The following is a 20,272-nucleotide window of genomic DNA, read 5'->3' on the forward strand; positions in this document are numbered from 1 at the left end:
CGATTGATTAATAATTGAATTTTCAATGCTTCTAAAAATAGTATTGAAAATTTAGCAAAGATAAAAAATATAAACCAAAGGTGTCGTTTGATTTCACGAATACTTGCAACTATCTGTTCCAACATAATGCTGCTTACACTTGTATTAGCGTCGCCTAGTATGGCTCAGTCACAGGGTAAATATGACAGTATTAGTGAAATCAAATTTGAACGTTTTAATCCCCAACTAGGCCTCAACCAAAACACCATAACTAAGCTATTTATGGACAGCGCTGGCATGTTGTGGATAGGCACTCAAGATGGCTTGCATAGTTATAATGGCGTTGATTTTACTTTGTACCTCAAGCGTTCAGATGACCCTGACACTATCTCAGATAACTATATTACTGATATTTTGCAATCCCCTGATGGTAGTTTATGGATAGGAACATTTAACAATGGCCTTAACCGCTTAGATCTCAAAACAGGTAAATTTACCCGCTTCAACTTAGGCAATAGTACAAAGAATCGTCAAATTACCCAGCTTGCTGTGATTGGTGACAGCCTATGGATTGGTACCCGTCTTGGGTTATACTCCATGTCATTAAAGACCTTTAAAACTAACCCAATTAGCCTAGGTAGCCAATTAGAGCCTCAAATCACCAGTTTAGCTAATGTGGATGATAAATTTCTTATCGTAGGTACAAAAATGGGTGGGACCTACGCTATTGATAGTAATACGATTAACCGTTTAGATATTCCCAGTGATATGCAAGTTAATCGCATTAGGGCAACATCAATCTTTGCAGTTTGGCTGGCTATCGAGAACCAAATCTGGCGCTACAATTTAGATACCCACCAAAAAGAGCTTATTTGGCAGCGACCAAGCTCAGGTCAATTAAATAGTATCAATGACTTTATTGTTAATAATTCAAATCAAATTTGGGCGATAGGTGATAACTCTGGTTTAATTCAATTAGGTTTTGATGGCAAACATTGGCAAAGCACCCACCATAAATATCAACCAAATAAGCGCAACACGCTCAGTGAAAACACTCTACAAACTTTGATGTTAGACCCTAACGGCATTTTATGGTTAGGCACCAGCTACTCAGGTATTGATAAACTGAATTTAAATCATCAATACTTTAGTCATTTGTATGACGCAACAGATGTAAACCCTCGCGTCGGTAATATGATCCGGACTATCTATCGAGATCATAAACAACGTTTATGGATAGGCACAGATGGTGCAGGTCTTAAATACTTGAACACAGATTTACAATATGTGTACCTAAACAAACAATTTTCAGAGTTATTGAATATTCCAGAACCTGAACTTAACCTACATATTACCGATATCTTAGAAGATGATGCTAAAACCCTATGGATCGCAACCAACATGGGGGTATTTACATTAGATCCACAAGACACCCTCATTCAAATCAAACCCAAAGATCCCAGTTTACATAACGACACCCACTTTCGCAGTTTAGCAATAGATGATAAAAAACGCGTGTGGATTGCAAGTGATCTCGGCTTATATTTTATTTCTCGAACAAAGCAACAAATGTTGCCTTATAACTTTGGTTTCCAAAAAGAATACTCTCCATATCAATATCAAATCATCACCCTCCATGCCAGTGAAGGTTATCTTTGGATAGGAACAATGGGAGGGCTAGTCAGATTAAAACCAGAAGAAAAACAATTAGTCTTTGTCAGCAACGAACCCGACAATCCTTTTAGTTTAAGTGACAACCGTGTGCGAGACTTTTTACGCACTAAAAATGGTGACTTTTGGGTAGCGACTCATAGTGGTATAGACAAACTCACCACAGATTATGGTATTTTTAAATTTCAACGTTTAGATGTAAACGGTGATTTAGCCAGCAACACAGTTTATGGATTATTGGAAGATAATGAACAAAATATCTGGTTAAGCACCAACTCAGGTATTTCACGTTACAACCCAACAACTCAAAAGTTTACTACTTTTAATATTTATGAAGGCTTACAGGCTAACGAATTTAATGGCGAATCTCGCTTCAAAGAGCAAGATGGTAGCATGTGGTTTGGCGGAATTAATGGCTTAAACTATTTTGAGCCCAATAATATTCCCAAAGCACGACAACCGGTAAAACTTGCCTTAACCAAATACACCATAGGTGATACTCGCTACCCGATCTTAGATTTAAGCCATGCCCCAAAAATTGAAATGCCTTACGAGAAACAACTCATCACCTTTGAAGTTTCCGCTCTCAACTTTAGCTATAACAACTTACATCGTTTCAGTTATTTTTTAAGTGGTTTTGACTCCGCTTGGCATGACTTATCCAATAATAATATTACTTACACAAATCTGCCTCCAGGGAATTACGAGTTAATCGTGCGTCACGCTTTAGGGGGTAACGCATTTGATGAATACGCATTAACGGTTCAACTTGCTGTTGTTCCACCTTTTTACATGAGTCATTTGGCCTACTTACTATACGGGGTTATCGGACTTTGTTTACTTGGCTATATGATGTATTCGCGCCATAACAAGCTAGAAAAGCAACGAGAATTCGAACAAAGCATTCAAGCATCAGAAGAACGCTTAAAATTAGCACTTTGGGCTTCTGGTGATGGCATGTGGGACTGGAACATTAAAGAAAATAAAGTCTATCGTACCAATGTGGTGCCAAATGTTAGTCAAGAGTCTATGCAAAAATCGCTCATTGACAATATTCACCAGGAAGACAAACCTAGAGTCGAAAAACTATTACAAGACCATTTAGAAGGGCACAGCGAATTTTTTGAAGCGGAATACCGCGTACAATCCGAACCGGGTAAATGGTCATGGTTATTGGACCGAGGTCAAGTGGTTGAACGCAACAACAAAAATGAACCCATCCGCATGGCTGGCACCCATAAAGACATCACCAGTCGAAAAGAAACTGAAAATGAATTAAAACTGTCATCGCAAGTGCTATTTAGCATGAACGAAGCTGTGGTAGTTGGCGAGTTGGATTATCGTATTCGCTCCGTCAATCCCGCTTTTAGCCGTATTACCGGTTTTAGTCATAAACAAGTTGCAGGCAAACACTTCTTATATTTGGCGCTAGGCAAACAAACCCGAGATTTTTATCTAAGTGTTGAAGCTCAATTACTTCGCCATAAGCATTGGGCTGGCGAAATTCTTATTCGCACCCAAAATCGCAAAGGCATTTTAGCTTGGTTAGAGATCAACCAAGTTATCGATAATAAAGGGGAAACCAGCCACTTTGTTGCTGTATTTACAGATATTACTTCACGTAAAAAGGCTGAAGAAGATTTACGAGTGCTAGCCAATTTTGACCCCTTGACAGGCTTACCAAATCGCACCTTGTTTCAAGACAGGCTGAATCACGCCATCACCAAAGCACATCGTAATCAGCAAATTGTGGCATTGCTGTTTTTAGATTTAGATCGCTTTAAACTTATCAATGATTCTATGGGACATCACATAGGCGATTTATTATTAAAAGCCGTGTCAAGCCGATTACAAAATGCGGTTCGCGAGGGAGACACAGTGGCAAGACTTGGCGGGGATGAATTTACCCTTATTTTGGAAGGAGTTAAAAAATCTGAAGCTGTAACCATTATTGCCGACAAAGTACTACAAGCATTTGAACAGCCTTTTTTATTAGACGATAAAACCCTTACCATTTCGCCTTCCATAGGCATCAGTCTATACCCTGACGATGCGACTGAGACAACTTCGCTAATTAAGTTTGCAGATACGGCCATGTACCATGCTAAATCACTTGGACGAAATAACTTCCAGTTTTATACATCTCAGTTAAACCAATACGCCACTCGCCATGTTGAACTCGAAGCGGGTCTAAAACAGGCAATTGAGCTAAAAGAGTTATCTTTGGTTTACCAGCCTAAATTTGATGTTAAAACTGAAAAAATAATTGGCTTAGAAGCCCTGCTTCGCTGGCATAGTAAAGAACTCGGATTTATCTCCCCGGCAGAGTTTATTCCTTTAGCAGAAGAAACAGGTATGATAAATGAAATTGGCCACTGGGCAATAAATCAAGCCTGTAGCCAACTTGCTAAATGGCATCAACATGGGTTTGAACATATTTCAGTTGCTGTTAACTTATCGGCAAGACAATTAAGAGCCGACATCATTCCGACCATTGAGGTCGCACTTGCCGTATCAGGCTTACCAGCAAGCGCTCTGGAGTTAGAGTTAACTGAATCAATGATCATGGGTAATCCACAAGATTCAGTTAAAATTTTAAACCAGCTCAAAGCGATCGGTTTAACCATATCTATCGATGACTTTGGTACAGGCTACTCAAGTTTAAGTTACTTAAAACGCTTTCCTATCGACACATTAAAAATTGATCGGGAGTTTGTCAGGGATATCATCGAAGACCCAGATGACGCAGCGATTACCAGTGCAATTATCACCTTAGCTCACAGCTTAGAATTGAATGTAGTTGCTGAAGGAGTAGAAACCAATGAACAATTGGCTTTTTTACGCAAAGGGGGCTGTGATCAAGTCCAAGGTTTCTTACTGAGCAAGCCATTAGCTGCTGATGACTGCTTAGCTCGATTACAACAAGAACAATCATAAGTTTACCTAGGCCATGCTGTTTCAATTAAGTCAGATAAACTCACTCACAACAAAAAAGGCTCCAAAGAGCCTTTTTTGAATGTGCTTAACAATTAAGGTTCAACACGCTCAACACGTTTTACCCAACCGTCTGGGCCAGCTATTTTGCCTTTTTGCATATCAGTAAAGACTTGATAAATCTTTTTAATATGCTTACCAACTTTACCGTCACCAACCGTTAATATACGGTTATCTTCAAAAATATATGACGTCACAGGTGAAACCACCGCCGCAGTGCCAAAGCCACCGGCCTCGATAATTTCACCAGACTCGATATCCGCAATAAACTTATCTAACATGACAGTTTCTTGACGAACTTGACAACCTAGCATCTCACTCATATCCATAATGGATTGCGAGGTAATCGACTTCAAAATGGTGTCAGTAAACTTGGGAATAATCACGGTACCATCTTTCAGAATATGGAAATGGTTCATTGCGCCCACTTCTTCAATTTGTTGATTAGTGGCATCTAGATACAAGACTTGCGCTGCGCCATACTCTGCAGCAGCCTTACCAGCACGCAGCGAAGCAGCATAATTACCTGCGGCTTTTGATGCTCCAGTTCCACCCGATACAGCTCGGTGAAACTTTGTGGTAATTAGCAAACGAATACCGTCATTCACACCTGCGGCATAATATGCACCCGATGGGCTTAACATGACGCAAAAGGTGTATTGTTGACTAGGACTAACAGATAAACGGTCTTCAGTGGCAAAGATAAAAGGACGAATATATAAACATGCCCCTTCTTGCATTGGAAACCATAAGCGCTCTACATCAATTAATGCATTAATGGCTTTTAACTGCATTGCCTCATCAATATTTGGAATACAAACAATATTTGCAGAATTGTTCATTCGCTCAGCATTTTTGTTCAAGCGAAACGTATAAATCTCACCATCATCATGCATAAAGGCTTTAGCGCCCTCAAAAATGGATTGCCCATAATGCAAAGACATTGCACCGGGTGCCATTTCGAATGGTCCATAAGGCACAATACGCGGATCACACCACTGCCCATCACGGTAATCCATTAAAAACATATGGTCAGTACGTAGCTTACCAAAGCCAACATTACCTTCTGGAGTAAACTGCTCAGTGCGGCGCTCTGAAGCGGGTTTTAAATTATATTTTATGTCCATTGCATACCACCTTAAAAACTGAGCTTGCAGACTATGGATGCCGGATAACAAAGTCAAGTAATCACAGCTAAAAGCCTGGATATCGTAGCGAAGATTACGTCAATTCAACGTAACAAGCATCAGTATATTTTTTCAATTTAAACGATTGCAGCGATAACTGAGACTTCCACTAAGTACTCTGGCTCGGCGATAGCCGCTTGCACACAAGCTCTTGCTGGTGCATGCCCCTCTGGCAACCAGCTATCCCACACTTTATTCATTGCATCATAATCTTGCATATCTTTTAAATAAATAGTGGCTGATAAAATATGATCTCGCTGACTACCGGCTTGTAGCAGCAATTTATCGACTTCTTTTAACATTGTTGTGGTTTGAGTCGTGATATCGGCAAATTTATCAGTAGCAACTTGGCCACACAAATAAACCGTTTGGTTATGGATAACAATACTGCTCATGCGTTGGTGAACATCGATTCGGTTGATCATACTGCGCTCTTAACAAAAATTAACTAAGAATGGATGGTTAAAAAATACCATGATTTGAACAATCGCAGTACCCCAATGAGTAACAATCACATGCAAATACAAAAAAGTACTATTTTAAGTCTATTTTTTGGTCACTTAGCGATAAAGACTGTTCTACAAGGCCTTGTCACTGCTAGAATCAAGGTTCCATCCAGAAACCAATAGGACTCCCCATGAGCCTTGAATTATTGTCCCAACTGGAAACCAAAATCCAGGCAACTCTAGAAAATGCTGAGCTACTAAAAATGGAGCTTGAAGAAGAGAAGCAAAAGAATATTGAGCTAACAGAAAAAAACCAACAATTGCAGCAAGACCTTAACTCATGGAGTGATAAGGTCAACAGCCTTGTTGGTTTATTGAATAGCGATAATTAATGATATTAAGCTGATTGCGGATGTTGTGACTCAATCAGTTTATTTAATTCAGAAATAGCCTGCTTAACATGTGGCAGGCTTTTTTTAGGGGTAACAAACCTACCTTGATTAAACTCTAATCGCCCAAGATCTTTCACCCAAACCACACCCTTGAAAAAAACGATCGCGTGCTTAGCAATCAGCTTAGGTGCATAAACAGGAAATATTCTCATACATCCTCCAATTTCAAGTTAAGAGTGATCTCACAATGGTATATGGCTACTTTATTGGCATTTTCTGAGTTTTACCTTAATCCACATCACCTTAAATGACTTCAACAAATAATTTATTCATGATTGGGATTTACATCCTATTTCTCTTCGACATCAGCGTTGCAAAATAGTTGCATAAAAGCGGCTCAATAATGACCTAAAATAGTTTTAATGGTTACAAGCTGTTATTCATTCACTGTTTCCGCACTAAGCCCTGATAATCTAATATATAAAAAACACGTAACGACAGAAAAATGTCGCTTGCCAATTTTTTGACGCTCCGATATTATTTGTTTCGTTACTCAGGGTAAAACGAGCTATTTAGCTCAACACCGTACTGTTTTTTAAACGTACGGTTTTTTTTGCCTTATTTTTGTCAATGGCTTCAACAGGTTCTGAAACGCTAGGTAATAAAAAAGGAGCCTAAGCTCCTTTTTAACAACAAGTATGATTAAGGCTTATTGGTCGCCAAGTAATAAGCAATGTCGAGAAGCTCGTCATATGACTTAATCGCCCCCGTCTCAACACGATATTTACCATTAACAACTAATGATGGTACACCTGAAATTTTAGCGTTAGTTGTATCGCGCTTCATTTTTGACATTTGTGCATTCACCATAAATGATTTCGCTGCCGCATCAAAATCTTTACCCTCAACACCGTTAGCAATGAATAGTAAACGAATATCGTTTAGGTTGGTAAAACGCTGTTTTTTGTCATGAATAGCTTCAAAAATAGCGGCTTCAATTTTCTTTTCAACTTTTAATTGATGTGCAATAGCAAATGCACGAGACATTTCTACGCCCATTTCACGACCAATAAATTCCACATGCGCCTGATTAAACGCAACACCTTCTGGTAAGGTTTTTTCAATTTTTGGTAATACTGTTTTTGAGAAGTTATAACAGTGGCCGCAAAAGAAAGAGAAAAACTCGGTGATTTCTGGCTTAGCAGAACCTGGGCCATCGTTGATCACAGTGTAATGAACACCTTCTTGATAATCAGCCGCCATCGCTGCCATTGGAGCAAATAGAAGTGCAGCTGCCATTAGTAATGCTTTTTTCATGTTAATTCCTTTATTGAATTGCCTATAATTAGGTCTTTATCGCAATTGAGTGACGCCATAGTATGCAGCACCCAATAAAATCACAAGATGATGTCGAAACTAAATTGATTGTATTTGTAACAAATTACAGTCACCACTGTAGATTAAAGTAATTTAATTTTGAGGTTGAAATTTTATGACATTGTCGGCAATGACGAGACGTCAATCCAATCTGTCAGTGAAAACATGTCTAGCTCGAACAAAATACCATCAATCAAAAAACCTAACGCAGTTATTAGGTATTTTCACAAGCGAGAATGATCTGCTATTTATGACGATTGGTACAAACTTAATGGCGGCTCATCTAACGCCGATAGTTGCTCTTTAAACGCAAGCGTTTGTTGCTCCCAATATTTGACATCACCAAACCATGGGAAGTTCATTGGAAAAGCAGGGTCCTGCCATCGTTTGGCCAGCCATGCATTGTAATGGATCATTCTTAACGCCCGTAGTGGTTCTATCAACGCTAATTGGCGCATATCAAAATCAGCAAACTCTTGATAGCTATCAAGTAAAATATCCAATTGCAACGTCTGCTGTTGCCTGTCGCCCGTTAACATCATCCAAATATCTTGAACAGCAGGCCCTTGGCGAGCATCATCTAAATCCACAAATCCCGGGCCATCTGGTGTCCAAAGAATATTACCCGGGTGCAAGTCACCATGTAGCCTAATACTATCAAATGGCACGGTTTTCCAAATCGCTTCCGCCTTAGTTAGCACTTGCTCACACACAGTAAAAAAAGCATTGGCCATTGCAGAGGAAACCATGCCGGATTGACGTAAATATGCCAATGGTTCATGACCTAATAAAGCAAGTGTTAATGGCTCACGATAAGTAAACTGCTCTTTTTTGGCGTATTGATGGATACGACCAATAAAGCGACCAACCACTTCTAGTTGTTCTAAATTATCCACCTCAAACGCGCGCCCGCCCATTGAGGGAAACAAGGCCATTCGATACCCCTGATAATGATGTAGCGTTTGGCCATTAATGATTAAAGGCACTGCGATGGGCACCTCGTTTTCAGCAAGGGCAAGAGCGTAATGATGCTCTTCTTGTATTTGTTCGTTTGACCAACGCTGCGGGCGGTAAAACTTCACCACATAGCGTTTCCCCTGATCACATCTAAATTGATAAACCCTATTTTCATAGCTGTTTAAGGCTAGCAAACCGGTCTCAGGGTATATACCGACACTTTCAACGGCATCTAAAATTAAATCAGGTGTTAAGGCTTGAAAGTGAAACTCGCCTTGCTGGTTATCTGTCATCTGGTTACCTAATTTATGCAGTGGTAGAGCTTCACGCTCTAAGGTTGGCTAGGGTCTAAAATTAACGGCTTCAATAAGGTTTGCAAGTATACCAATACATCAAACTCATCTGCTCGCTCGGTACTCAACCAGCAGATGTCGCCATAAAACTCATAATGAAGCCATAATTGACTTCCTTCAAAGTCAAGCAGCCATTGATGACGGTCAGCCCCCCATTGACGCTCACGTATTTGGCAATCTAACGCCTGCGCTAAGGGCTCGGCAAACTGTTCAAATTGCTCAAAATCGACCTTGGCACAAATAAGCAAACTTAAATTATCTTTATCAAGACTGGTGGAATATATTTTCATGATTGTTACTACTAAAAGGTTTAGATCTAAAATAAGCTTATCTAAAGGTATAAGGAACATGCCCTAATTAACTGCTACAAGACATGATAAGCCCTTGCCCCCAATCCGGTGGGCGTTTGGCAAAATCTTGCATATCAGGTTGCTCATCAAAAGGGTTTTCTAATAACTGCTGCAATTGTATTAATTTACTATTATCACCTTGCTCTTCAATGGCAATAATCGCCTCTTGCGCTAAATAATTACGCAAAATATATTTGGGGTTCACGGCATTTCGTTGTTGTTGCCAAGCATCAATATCAGCGACTTGAGCAACCCGCTGTTGATAGGCTTGATACCAAGTATCAAATTTAGCTAAATCAACAAAGTCATCACGCAACGAGCTATGTTGGCTGTTTGGGTCGAGCTCACCAAAGCGGCGTAAGCTGTTTGTATAATCAAGCTGGTTTTGCTCCAGCATTGTAGTGAACTCACCAATTAAGTGTAAATCTTGCTGTTGCTGCTCTTTTCTAGCAGCCTCTTTAACTTGATTATCAACAAAATCAAATGTCGGCAGGCCCATTTTTTGCCCCATAAAACTAAGATAATAATCAACCAAATGACGTTGATATTGGTTAAGGGCGTGAATCAAATCATCTGACTCAATAATAGGTGTTAATGCTTGAGCCAAGCGCTGCAAATTCCAAAAGCCGACTGCGGGCTGCTGACCAAAAGCGTAGCGACCTTGATGATCAGAATGATTACAAATAAAGTCTTCTTTAAATGTATCTAAAAATGAAAATGGCCCAAAATCGAAGCTATCACCTAAAATCGACATATTGTCGGTATTCATCACTCCATGCGCAAAACCAATACTTTGCCAGTGAGCAATCATTTTGGCCGTCGATGCCACTACCTCGTTAAACCACTCTATATAGCCTGCTTTATCAGTGGATAGGTGCGGAAAATGTTGTGTAATGGTGAAGTCCACCAGCTGAGTTAATTTGGTTTTTTCCGCTTTTTCGGTGTAACTAAAATATTCAAAATGCCCAAATCGGATATGTGATTTTGCCAGTCTTACTGTGATAGCTGCGGTTTCTTGACCTTCACGCCAAACCGGTAAATCAGAGCCTATCACTGCTAATGCTCGAGTAGTAGGAACATTAAGCGCAGCAAGAGCTTCTGAAATCATAAACTCACGTACCGCAGAACGCATAACGGCCCGACCATCACCCATACGTGAATAAGGTGTCGGCCCGCCGCCTTTTAGTGCCACATCCCAAGCACCATTTGGCCCTATGGCCTCACCCAAAATAATCGAACGTCCATCACCCAACTTGGGGGTATAGCCGCCAAATTGATGGCCACTATAAACTTGAGCATAATAAGTTGCACCGTCAGCAGCATGATGCGCAGACAGCTGCATGAGCAACTCGTCATTAGGCTTGGTTAAACCAATCAGCTCAGCGGCTTTGTCACTCCACCCAAGCCAATGTGGATTGGATATGGGTTGCGGATAAACTTGGCTATAAAATCCTTCCAGCTTTTCAAAAAAATCCTGTTTAAAGCGCATGCTGTGTTCCTATTGCAACTGCTGTAAAAACGTTTGGTCGCTAATTAATTGCAAACACGAAATACGATTATCGTCATGGGTTTCACATTGCTGACCACAAACAAAATCGACCTTCTCATTACCTGATATTCCATTAATTCGTAGCAGCCCTGCCCCTTTGGCCTGACATTGCTCTAAGGTGTCATAGTAACCTTTTATGTATTGATGTTGAGCAGGCTGCGACACCGCCAAGGTTTCGTCTGCAAAGTAAAAGAGCGTCCATTCAGGGCTGCGAATACAGCCGGTTAATAGCATAATAGCAACCACCAACAAACTGCTGCGTTTAATAAATTGAGCTGAAATAAGCTGACGGATTTTAGCCATATGGAATTCCTTGAGAAATTTTTAGCATAAAAAAAGCGGACTGAGTCCGCTTTAATACCAATCACAGTAAATAAGTGGCCAGAAATAGCGTAGGAAAAATGCGGGATAACAAGGCAGATTTTTTTGATAAGTAGTTATTCTACAATCAAAAAATCTAACGTAGTTATCAGGTATTTTCACAAGCTAGAATGATCAGTTATTTAATACGATTGGTATAATATAATCAGTTAGCAATATCATACCTGATATCGCTAACGACAGATCAAGATAATGCCTTTAATTTCGCTTTTTCAATGCGAGTAATACGGCCTTCAAATCCAGTCACCGTACCATCTGACAGCTGATGCTTAAGCGCATGCTGACAAACCGCTATTGCTTGATCAAACTCACCAACATCATTTAATAGAGTAGCTAACTGCATATGAGCAGGTGCTTTAGCATCGGCAAAAGTTGCTTTATCTTGTTGATATAATACTTCAAAAACAGCCAGATAATCCGCTTTTAAATTGGCGCCATACTGGCAGTAATCAGCCTGCTTGCGCATTTTATAGCTGTGGCCTATAACCGCCACTAATGCATCAAACTCACGTTGTGGATTGTCGGCCTCATTTGCGGTTTGCACAATTTTGTTAAAGACATCACTTGCCCAACTCCCCGTTGAGGCTAAGCCGCTTTTAACTGGCCCTGGCTCTAGCTCTGGCTCTGGCTCTGGCTCTGGCTCTGGCTCTGGCTCTGGCTCTGGCTCTGGCTCTGGCTCTGGCTCTGGCTCTGGCTCTGGCTCTGGCTCTGGCTCTGGCTCTGGCTCTGGCTCTGGCACGCTATCAACCACTTCGCTTATTACAGGGTCAACAAGCTTTGGCTCGACTTCAGGCGTGCCTTGCTCGTCTATTGCATCAATTTCAGCATCAGCACGATTCAATGGTGCTGATGGCTTCTGTTCAGCTTGTTCTTCTTGTGCTCTATTTTTGGCACGATTATATAAATATACTCCAATCGCAATTAGAATAATGATTACAATAAATTTCATTCGATATCATCCTGCTGCACGCGAATTGCGCGGATTAATTAAGGCGACTGGATATACCAAGCTTGCCCTGAGGGCTGTGGCATAAACTCACCGCTGCTTTTTTAAGCAGTCATTGTTATTAATAATCCAATCAACACCATAATATCAAGTATTTATGCAAATTATCTGTAACAAAGCATTGATTAAAACCCAAATGGGATAATTAACATGATCAGTTAATCAATTTTGGCAAATCTATGCTCTAGCTCACGCTGTAAAGTGAATAAGTTGTTTAGGATTAAACTGCAGATTACACTTTTATTAGTTGAGCAAATTGCTAGGTTATTTCATGACAGTTTCAGCAGTACTTTCTGGTAAATTACTTTTTGAATTTCGCACCATTGGGGCAATGGTTGAAATTTATTGCAAAGCACATCACCCACTCAAACCTGCTAAAGGCTTATGCGACTCCTGTTGTGAAATTCTAAGTTATGCTGAAACGCGTTTAGATCGCTGCCCATATGGCCAACAAAAGCCCACCTGCAACAAATGCCCTGTACATTGCTATAAACCGGAAATGAAACAGAAAGTACGTGAAATAATGATATATGCAGGCCCAAGAATGCTACTGCCGCATCCCATTATGGCAATAAAACATTTACTAGCAGAGCGACAACCCGCACCAGGAAAGCCCCCTGCTGGACTAAGTAACCGGCATTTACGTAAATTAGGTTAACGCTTACCTTAGCTAGTATACTTAATATACCTAAAATTAAGGTATGATTTGCTTTTCATCCTGTTAAGTCGCAATGAATAATCAACAGATATTTTTTCAAGCATATTGGTGGCTTTCATTACTGGGCGGTATTCACTGCATCGGTGTAGCTTTTTATATCCGTTACATTTACCACAGCCATAACAATAGCCACAAAGCGCTAGCCATGATATTTGCTTTGATTGGGTTTTATTTTTTCACCGGACTCATTACCCGTGAAACAACCCCCATTCCTATCCATTTAATGTTAACGCTTATTATCCCTGTTTATTTTATCTTAATGCCGCTGCTTTATATCTACAGCAAACAAAGTTTATACGGCAATCACTACCACCCGAGTTACGCCAAACACTTTTCTATAACATTAATGGCTGCATTAATGACCAGTTCGGCGATGTTATTTCGAGTCGGAATAAATCCCAAAATAAGCGATAATGCGATTCAATCCCTTGCTGACCTCAGCCAAATCAATATGTTGGCAATTATTTTGCCTCTTTTATTGGTCGCACAAACCATTATTTACTTTGTGTTAATTTATCAACTCCTCTCCAAGTTTCGTAAGCAACTAGTAAGCAATAATGGCCTATGCCTTAGCGATATCCGTTTTCGTTGGATTTGCCTACTGGTAATTGGCATCTTAGTTAATTGGATTATTCGCTTGTCGCTGGTGTATTTACCGTTTGTTATTGGTGATTCATTATCGTTACTTGCTCAAGCCACCACACGATTAAGCATGTTAGTCACAGTATATGTGTTCGCTTTTTATGGGCTCCATCAAATTACCCGCGCAGCCTATTTGCGTGGTGTATCAGGCCAAGCTGTACCCATAACTCATGGCAACCTGTCGAGCCAGCAAATTCTAGATGATACCGAAAAAGCATTTATTCAAGATGTCATTCATAACAATCCTGACACTCACATCAACAAATAATCAATTATTGCTCTCTTTACACCCACTAGCATGCTGCTCTGAGTATTGGCATAAGATAGAATAAAACCACTCTTACATTAGATAGATGTGATAACTTATCAACACGCTTTATCGTTACTTAATTTGAGGTGTTTATGACACGTTTATACGCTTTTTTCACTATGGCCCTAATCAGTGCAACGCTAATCTTTAGCCCTAGCAGTTTCGCAAAAGATGATAGCTACACAGAAGCTATTACCAACTTTCAAAAAGCGGCAGAAACACAAGCATTTTTTAACACAGCTTATGGCTATGCCATTTTCCCCACTGTGGGTAAAGGTGGCTTTGGCATTGGCGCAGCCTACGGCAAAGGCAGAGTTTACAAAGGTGGCATGCACACAGGTAATTCAAGCTTAAGTCAGCTATCTGTAGGCTTTCAAATTGGGGGGCAAGCCTACAGTGAAATCATCTTTTTTAAAGATGCCAAAGCTTATAATGATTTCACCAGTGGCAGTTTTGAATTTACCGCACAAGCTTCGGCAGTTGCGATTAACTTAGGTGCAAGTGCCCAAGTAGGTACGACAGGAAATTCAGCTAGTGCAGGTCAAGGCGGCAGTAACCACACCGCAGCAGCCAGCTATATGAATGGCATGGCGATCTTCACCGCAGCCAAAGGCGGCCTAATGTATGAAGCCGCCTTAGCGGGTCAATCATTTACTTTTGATGCTAAATAATCACTTTAAGCCTAAAGGGTTAAATAAAAACGGCGACTTAATGGTCGCCATTTTTATGCGCTGTGATGATGAAAAATTATATGGTCCATCAAGCAAGACTCAAGCGCTTTGCCCTTTGGTTTGGGCGAAGATCCATGACATTAGGATCAAATCATTTAACGAAGCAGTGCACGGTAATTTATGCAGACTTATGGTTAAAACAACATTACTCATGCCCCAAGGCACTGGCGGCAGCGCCACTGGCTTGGTTAAATCAAAATCTACTCTAAAATCACGATTTTCTCGTGTTAAACGATAAGTGAATACACTTGGCTCGATATACATGTGCCACACGTTAGTCACTGATGCAGTTAAACCATTTTCATTAAAGTTGGCGATTGATTCTGCATCCACAGGAAATGACTGCTGGGTAGCACTACCCGAATACGCTGTATCACCACCATACATAGTGACTTTATCTTCAGTGCCATCTTCATGGCGATGATCATGCTTTAAGCGTAAACCACTGGCGGTTTTGGTAATAACCCAAGTGCGTGAATGATCATCACCCACATGAAAAGGGATTTTTAATTCGGTATCGCTGCACTCACGCACATGCATGATAAGTTTTTTACCGGTAAAGGCATCATCTGCACTATTACCCGCGGTCACTTCACCCGCAAAGGCTTTGCCGCAATGAGCTGCTATGGCATCAAAATACTGGTTTTGAGTACTATCTGCCGCAATGACAGCTGATGAAAAAACTGCTGAGGTTGCAATAGAAAAAGCCAATGCTTTTGTGATAGGTGTTGTTGTCATTATTGTGCCTATTTAAGAATAATTATTGCCCCCCACACTAGCAGGGTTTATTTAATTTAACCTGAAGGAAACCACTGATATTTGGTCAATAAAAAAGCTGCTAGTTTCCTAAGCAGCTTGATATTGTGCGCTGGCAGTTAACGCTTATTGCTTGCTTTAGCCGCAGATGGGATTCGTTTATGCTTTGAAGGGGTTGCCCAACCGTTAGTTGCCCCTGATTTGCCGGCCGCTTTACCCGTTGCAGCTTTACCCTGACCTTCCTTAGCCGTTGGTTTTGACTTACCTTTAGGTTTTGCATCAGCGATTGCGCCAGATTTACGATCCTCAAACTGATTTGCGGAGAATCGTGTCATTGCTTTTTGACCGCCTTGATTGGCTTTACTGTTTGCCGGTTTTTGCCCCCATTTAGTACGGCTTTGCTCGTTACGTGTTTCTGGCGGCACTAAATGATTCGGGCCGTTGCCAATTAAATGGGCTTTACCCATGGCAAGTAGTGCCTCACGGATCAATGGCCAGCCTGCAGGATCGTGATAACGCAATAACGACTTATGTAAACGGCGTTGACGGCCTTTTTTGGGTACGCTGACTTGCTCGCTGGTGTGCTTTACATTTTTAAGTGAGTTCAGCTCAGTGTGATAAATGGTCGTAGCATTGGCCATGGGTGATGGATAAAAGTTTTGCACTTGGTCAAGCTTGAACTTTTGCCCTTTTAGCCACAATGCCAAATTCACCATATCTTCATCAGTAGTGCCTGGATGAGCAGAAATAAAATACGGAATTAAAAATTGCTCTTTGCCCGCTTCTTTAGAGAACTTATCAAATAGCTCTTTAAACTTATCGTAAGTACCCATGCCCGGCTTCATCATTTTTCTCAGCGGGCCTTCTTCGGTATGTTCTGGAGCAATTTTTAAATAGCCACCCACATGATACTTAGCCAACTCTTTAATGTAGCTTGGGTCTTCAATGGCCAAGTCATATCGCACACCGGAGGCAATTAATACCTTTTTAATCCCCGGCACATCGCGAGCCGCGCGGTATAAATCGATAGTATGTTTATGATCTGTGCCTAAATGGCCACATATTGAGGGGTAGACACATGACAATCTTCGGCAGGTTTTTTCAGCTTTTTCGCTGGTGCAACCTAAACGATACATGTTGGCCGTTGGGCCTCCCAAATCAGAAATCACCCCTGTAAACCCGGGTACTTTTTGTTGAATATCTTTGATTTCTTTAATAATTGATTCTTGTGAGCGACTTTGAATAATACGTCCTTCGTGTTCGGTAATTGAACAGAATGAACAGCCGCCAAAACACCCTCGCATGATGTTAATTGAGGTTTTGATCATATCGTAGGCAGGGATTTTTTCTTTGCCATATATTGGGTGCGGAACACGCTGGTAAGGCAAATCAAATACCGCATCCATTTCGTCGGTATTTAATGGCCATGCGGGCGGATTAACCCACACGCCACGGTGTGCGTCATGGGGTTGGAATAATGCCCGTGCACAACCAGGGTTTTGCTCTTGATGTAAAATACGTGATGCATGGGCATATAAATATTTATCAGCCGCAACTTTGTCATAGGCGGGTAACAATACGTATGTTTTATCCCATGGTTTTGGGCGTGGTGGCTGAATACTAATCGCTTTAGGAGCATCGTTATCAAAGATTTTTTTATCTGATGGGCCTGACAGTTTTTCACAGCCAACATCATCTGCCCCATAGGGATTAGGGATAGGGTCGATTTTATGAAGCTGATCAATTTTACGTGAGTCCATGCCACGCCAACCGGGCATGGGCTCTTTTCGCATTACCGCGGTGCCGCGAACATCATCAATTTGATTAATCGCTTCGCCTTTGGCTAAACGGTGGGCAACTTCCACCAGCGGTCGCTCAGCATTGCCATAAATTAGAATGTCAGCTTTGGCATCAAAAATGACACTGCGACGCACTTTATCTGACCAATAATCATAATGCGCAATTCGGCGTAAACTGGCTTCAATACCGCCAATCACCACGGGCACCTCTTTAAAGGCTTCTTTACAGCGCTGGGTGTAAACGGTCACCGCACGATCAGGTCGTTTGCCACCGATATTTCCTGGGGTATAAGCATCATCATGACGTAACTTTCTGTCTGCCGTATAACGGTTTATCATCGAGTCCATGTTACCAGCGGTCACACCAAAAAATAGATTCGGCTTGCCAAGCTGCATAAAGTCTTGTTTGCTTGACCAGTCTGGCTGAGAAATAATCCCCACCCGAAACCCCTGCGCTTCAAGCATGCGGCCAATCACTGCCATCCCAAAGCTAGGATGATCAACATAGGCGTCACCGGTGACAATAATGATGTCGCAACTATCCCAGCCCAGCTTGTCCATCTCTTTACGAGACATAGGCAAAAACGGCGCGGTTCCGTAACATTCAGCCCAAAACTTTGGATAATTAAATAATGTTGACTCAACTTGCATGCGTGTAACCTAAATATTGATGGATACGTCGATAAACGGTCGCGGAGTATACCAGTTGGCAAAGAGTAAGTGTGACTAAAAAATCAGCAGATGTGAAATATTTTTACTGAGGAACAATAACAAAAAACCTTATAAATACAGTGGGAATTGTAAAACTCCCACCTAATCAACCACTCAAGTTATAAGCCAAAAAAGAAACCGATATTAATCACCGCTAAACCAATAATGACAATCCATGAAATTAAAATTCCCCAAAAGCGACCAAAATGGTATCCGCCTTTACCTTGGGTTAATCCAATGGCATGTAATAAACGAGCAAATAACCACAAACCACCACACACATGCAGTATGGGTGCTGATAAACCATTTAGCTCAGCAAGCAACATTAACAGCATAGCAAAAGGTGCGTACTCTATTAGGTTTTTATGCACTCGGTCGGCTAGAATTAAGTCTTGATTTCCTCCATTTCCGATACCAATTTTTAGCCCTCGTCTAAGCTTTACCACGCGTAAACTAAAATAAATAGCCATAATGGCAGTTAAGCCAATGTATAAACCCGAAATACTTGCACTCATTTGCTGTCCTTTTAAATGATGTAAAAGAGCACTATATGCCAAATAATGAATTTGTTAATCAAAATTCGTTATAAATGTCTTTGCAACTAACCAATAAATAGCAAAAAGCGTGGAAAACCACTCTGATTTACCACGCTTATTTATTGTGACTAAATCCCTAGTTAGTTCACCGCATAATCATCCAATGTGATTTCTGGTGTTATACCACTCATTAAATCAGCCAGCGCCTTGCCCGAACCTGCGGACATAGTCCAACCTAAATGCCCATGACCAGTATTTATATACAAGTTACCAATTTTTGAGCGGCCAATTAATGGCACGCCAGATGCAGAAACCGGCCTTAGCCCTGTCCAGTGTTTGGTGGTTTCAGGGCTAACAAAGGGGGTTGATTCTGGATAAATAGCATGAAGAAGATCATAAAGGTTCTGTAAACGCCCAGCATTGAGGTCTTTATCATAGCCATTAAACTCTGCGGTACCAGCAACCCGTATGCGATTACCAATAGGTACCACAGCGGCGTGTAATGAATGGTCAATGACTGGCACTTTAGGTCCGCCTTGCCAACCATCTAATTCAAGGGTTAATGAATAGCCTTTACAGGGCTTCACGGGTAAATTAATGCCCACTTTACTGGCTAATAGCGGCGAATAACTCCCTGCTGCCAATACAAATGCATCAGCATCTAACTGGCCCTGACTGGTATCAAGGTGGGTTATTTTACCGTTTTGTTTATGGATATCGTTAACAGTTGTGCTGTACAAAAACCTTACTCCTGCGTTTTCAAGGTATTTTGACACTTCAACACAATATTGGTGGGCATCCCCAAAACGATCTTCGGGAAAATATATACTGCCTGCCAGCTTATCGTTTAAAGGAGCTAATGAAGGCTCTAACTCGAAAGTTTCTTCACGGGTTAACATTGAAAACTTTACCGCTTCTGGCTTTAAAAACTCTGCCATGGCGAGCACTTCATCCAACTCTTCATTATGACGGCATACTTTTAGAGTACCATTACCGCCGCCAAGATCAGACAAGCCCATTTCTGTCGTCATGCTATCAAGCACGTCTAGGGTATATTTGGCCATGCGTGTATTACGAAAAATGCTTTGCTCGTATGTTTTACGGCTAGAGTTTTTCAGAAATGACAACCCCCAAAATGCTAATGAAGGTAGTGCTTTAGGCCTTAATAATAATGGTGAGTCTTCTTTACCAATCATTTTGAGCATATTAAAAAATACACCCGGAGCATTCCAAGGGTCTGATAAACTGGGCGTCAGTAAGCCGCCATTGGCAAAGCTGGTTTCAAGCCCAGCACTTTCACGCCTATCAATCACGGTAACGTTATGGCCCTGCCGATGCAGATGATAAGCCGTACTCACACCTAGCAACCCGCTGCCGACTATAATGACATTCATATCTACCCCTCAAGAATTGAAGAAGAAATGAGG

Annotated in this window: 18 protein-coding genes; 5 read left to right on the forward strand and 13 right to left on the reverse strand. The window is 41.1% G+C overall.

The features are described from left to right. Nucleotides 1-126 precede the first annotated feature (126 nt). Nucleotides 127-4,587 (forward strand): EAL domain-containing protein, encoded by a 4,461-nt coding sequence (locus tag HBH39_RS16000; protein WP_167679658.1) that lies wholly within the window; start codon nucleotides 127-129, stop codon nucleotides 4,585-4,587. A 92-nt stretch (nucleotides 4,588-4,679) separates the two neighbouring features. Here the strand turns inward: HBH39_RS16000 and HBH39_RS16005 are convergent, their stop codons facing one another. Continuing rightward, nucleotides 4,680-5,771 carry a branched-chain amino acid aminotransferase gene (locus tag HBH39_RS16005; protein ID WP_167679659.1) on the reverse strand — a complete coding sequence of 364 codons (1,092 nt, stop codon included), beginning with the start codon at nucleotides 5,769-5,771 and terminating at the stop codon, nucleotides 4,680-4,682. A 137-nt stretch (nucleotides 5,772-5,908) separates the two neighbouring features. Continuing rightward, nucleotides 5,909-6,256: a RidA family protein gene (locus HBH39_RS16010; protein WP_167679660.1), complete on the reverse strand. Its 348-nt coding sequence runs from the start codon at nucleotides 6,254-6,256 to the stop codon at nucleotides 5,909-5,911. 212 nt (nucleotides 6,257-6,468) lie between these two features. Between HBH39_RS16010 and HBH39_RS16015 the strand changes: the two genes are divergently transcribed. Continuing rightward, on the forward strand, nucleotides 6,469-6,669 hold the full coding sequence (locus HBH39_RS16015; RefSeq protein ID WP_167679661.1) for a cell division protein ZapB: 201 nt from the start codon (nucleotides 6,469-6,471) through the stop codon (nucleotides 6,667-6,669). A gap of 5 nt (nucleotides 6,670-6,674) precedes the next feature. On the opposite strand, the gene HBH39_RS16020 is transcribed toward HBH39_RS16015, so the two are convergent. From HBH39_RS16020 to HBH39_RS16050, 7 genes are all read right to left on the reverse strand, one after another. After that, nucleotides 6,675-6,881, reverse strand: a complete 207-nt coding sequence (locus tag HBH39_RS16020) for a DUF1107 domain-containing protein (protein WP_167679662.1) — start codon at nucleotides 6,879-6,881, stop codon at nucleotides 6,675-6,677. Between the two features lie 490 nt (nucleotides 6,882-7,371). Continuing rightward, nucleotides 7,372-7,986, reverse strand: coding sequence for a thiol:disulfide interchange protein DsbA/DsbL (locus HBH39_RS16025; RefSeq protein WP_167679663.1), 615 nt, complete (start codon nucleotides 7,984-7,986; stop codon nucleotides 7,372-7,374). A gap of 308 nt (nucleotides 7,987-8,294) precedes the next feature. Continuing rightward, complete coding sequence (locus tag HBH39_RS16030) at nucleotides 8,295-9,296, reverse strand: serine/threonine protein kinase (protein WP_167679664.1); 1,002 nt, start codon at nucleotides 9,294-9,296, stop codon at nucleotides 8,295-8,297. Between the two features lie 38 nt (nucleotides 9,297-9,334). Continuing rightward, a complete protein-coding gene (locus tag HBH39_RS16035; protein WP_167679665.1) occupies nucleotides 9,335-9,646 on the reverse strand; it encodes a DUF3630 family protein in 312 nt (103 codons plus the stop codon). 67 nt (nucleotides 9,647-9,713) lie between these two features. Then, entirely contained in the window at nucleotides 9,714-11,195 is a 1,482-nt protein-coding gene (locus tag HBH39_RS16040) for a protein adenylyltransferase SelO (RefSeq protein ID WP_167679666.1), read from the reverse strand. A gap of 9 nt (nucleotides 11,196-11,204) precedes the next feature. Beyond that, nucleotides 11,205-11,558 (reverse strand): hypothetical protein, encoded by a 354-nt coding sequence (locus HBH39_RS16045; RefSeq protein WP_167679667.1) that lies wholly within the window; start codon nucleotides 11,556-11,558, stop codon nucleotides 11,205-11,207. A gap of 262 nt (nucleotides 11,559-11,820) precedes the next feature. Continuing rightward, nucleotides 11,821-12,585, reverse strand: a complete 765-nt coding sequence (locus HBH39_RS16050) for a hypothetical protein (RefSeq protein ID WP_167679668.1) — start codon at nucleotides 12,583-12,585, stop codon at nucleotides 11,821-11,823. 328 nt (nucleotides 12,586-12,913) lie between these two features. On the opposite strand from HBH39_RS16050, the gene HBH39_RS16055 reads away from it, so the two are divergent. The 3 genes from HBH39_RS16055 to HBH39_RS16065 all read left to right on the forward strand — a co-directional run bounded on the left by HBH39_RS16055 (nucleotide 12,914) and on the right by HBH39_RS16065 (nucleotide 14,983). After that, on the forward strand, nucleotides 12,914-13,300 hold the full coding sequence (locus tag HBH39_RS16055; RefSeq protein WP_167679669.1) for a nitrous oxide-stimulated promoter family protein: 387 nt from the start codon (nucleotides 12,914-12,916) through the stop codon (nucleotides 13,298-13,300). Between the two features lie 73 nt (nucleotides 13,301-13,373). Beyond that, nucleotides 13,374-14,270, forward strand: coding sequence for a hypothetical protein (locus HBH39_RS16060; protein WP_167679670.1), 897 nt, complete (start codon nucleotides 13,374-13,376; stop codon nucleotides 14,268-14,270). A 161-nt stretch (nucleotides 14,271-14,431) separates the two neighbouring features. Beyond that, entirely contained in the window at nucleotides 14,432-14,983 is a 552-nt protein-coding gene (locus HBH39_RS16065; RefSeq protein ID WP_244325816.1) for a YSC84-related protein, read from the forward strand. A gap of 99 nt (nucleotides 14,984-15,082) precedes the next feature. Here HBH39_RS16065 and HBH39_RS16070 read toward each other — a convergent pair whose 3' ends face one another. The 4 genes from HBH39_RS16070 to HBH39_RS16085 form a co-directional block, all read right to left on the reverse strand. After that, complete coding sequence (locus tag HBH39_RS16070) at nucleotides 15,083-15,781, reverse strand: hypothetical protein (RefSeq protein WP_244325680.1); 699 nt, start codon at nucleotides 15,779-15,781, stop codon at nucleotides 15,083-15,085. 137 nt (nucleotides 15,782-15,918) lie between these two features. Beyond that, nucleotides 15,919-18,249, reverse strand: a complete 2,331-nt coding sequence (locus HBH39_RS16075) for a YgiQ family radical SAM protein (protein ID WP_244325681.1) — start codon at nucleotides 18,247-18,249, stop codon at nucleotides 15,919-15,921. A gap of 179 nt (nucleotides 18,250-18,428) precedes the next feature. Next, entirely contained in the window at nucleotides 18,429-18,824 is a 396-nt protein-coding gene (locus tag HBH39_RS16080) for an MAPEG family protein (RefSeq protein ID WP_167679672.1), read from the reverse strand. A gap of 161 nt (nucleotides 18,825-18,985) precedes the next feature. Next, on the reverse strand, nucleotides 18,986-20,239 hold the full coding sequence (locus HBH39_RS16085; RefSeq protein ID WP_167679673.1) for a D-amino acid dehydrogenase: 1,254 nt from the start codon (nucleotides 20,237-20,239) through the stop codon (nucleotides 18,986-18,988). Between the last annotated feature and the right edge of the window lie 33 nt (nucleotides 20,240-20,272).

This window comes from Shewanella aestuarii, from assembly GCF_011765625.1.
Taxonomy (GTDB): Bacteria; Pseudomonadota; Gammaproteobacteria; order Enterobacterales; family Shewanellaceae; genus Shewanella; species Shewanella aestuarii_A.

Coding starts and splice junctions, on each gene's coding strand:
- HBH39_RS16000 (WP_167679658.1), top strand. CDS start 127: ATGCTGCTTACACTTGTATTAGCGTCGCCTAGTATGGCTCAGTCACAG.
- HBH39_RS16005 (WP_167679659.1), bottom strand. CDS start 5,771: ATGGACATAAAATATAATTTAAAACCCGCTTCAGAGCGCCGCACTGAG.
- HBH39_RS16010 (WP_167679660.1), bottom strand. CDS start 6,256: ATGATCAACCGAATCGATGTTCACCAACGCATGAGCAGTATTGTTATC.
- HBH39_RS16015 (WP_167679661.1), top strand. CDS start 6,469: ATGAGCCTTGAATTATTGTCCCAACTGGAAACCAAAATCCAGGCAACT.
- HBH39_RS16020 (WP_167679662.1), bottom strand. CDS start 6,881: ATGAGAATATTTCCTGTTTATGCACCTAAGCTGATTGCTAAGCACGCG.
- HBH39_RS16025 (WP_167679663.1), bottom strand. CDS start 7,986: ATGAAAAAAGCATTACTAATGGCAGCTGCACTTCTATTTGCTCCAATG.
- HBH39_RS16030 (WP_167679664.1), bottom strand. CDS start 9,296: ATGACAGATAACCAGCAAGGCGAGTTTCACTTTCAAGCCTTAACACCT.
- HBH39_RS16035 (WP_167679665.1), bottom strand. CDS start 9,646: ATGAAAATATATTCCACCAGTCTTGATAAAGATAATTTAAGTTTGCTT.
- HBH39_RS16040 (WP_167679666.1), bottom strand. CDS start 11,195: ATGCGCTTTAAACAGGATTTTTTTGAAAAGCTGGAAGGATTTTATAGC.
- HBH39_RS16045 (WP_167679667.1), bottom strand. CDS start 11,558: ATGGCTAAAATCCGTCAGCTTATTTCAGCTCAATTTATTAAACGCAGC.
- HBH39_RS16050 (WP_167679668.1), bottom strand. CDS start 12,585: ATGAAATTTATTGTAATCATTATTCTAATTGCGATTGGAGTATATTTA.
- HBH39_RS16055 (WP_167679669.1), top strand. CDS start 12,914: ATGACAGTTTCAGCAGTACTTTCTGGTAAATTACTTTTTGAATTTCGC.
- HBH39_RS16060 (WP_167679670.1), top strand. CDS start 13,374: ATGAATAATCAACAGATATTTTTTCAAGCATATTGGTGGCTTTCATTA.
- HBH39_RS16065 (WP_244325816.1), top strand. CDS start 14,432: ATGGCCCTAATCAGTGCAACGCTAATCTTTAGCCCTAGCAGTTTCGCA.
- HBH39_RS16070 (WP_244325680.1), bottom strand. CDS start 15,781: ATGACAACAACACCTATCACAAAAGCATTGGCTTTTTCTATTGCAACC.
- HBH39_RS16075 (WP_244325681.1), bottom strand. CDS start 18,249: ATGCAAGTTGAGTCAACATTATTTAATTATCCAAAGTTTTGGGCTGAA.
- HBH39_RS16080 (WP_167679672.1), bottom strand. CDS start 18,824: ATGAGTGCAAGTATTTCGGGTTTATACATTGGCTTAACTGCCATTATG.
- HBH39_RS16085 (WP_167679673.1), bottom strand. CDS start 20,239: ATGAATGTCATTATAGTCGGCAGCGGGTTGCTAGGTGTGAGTACGGCT.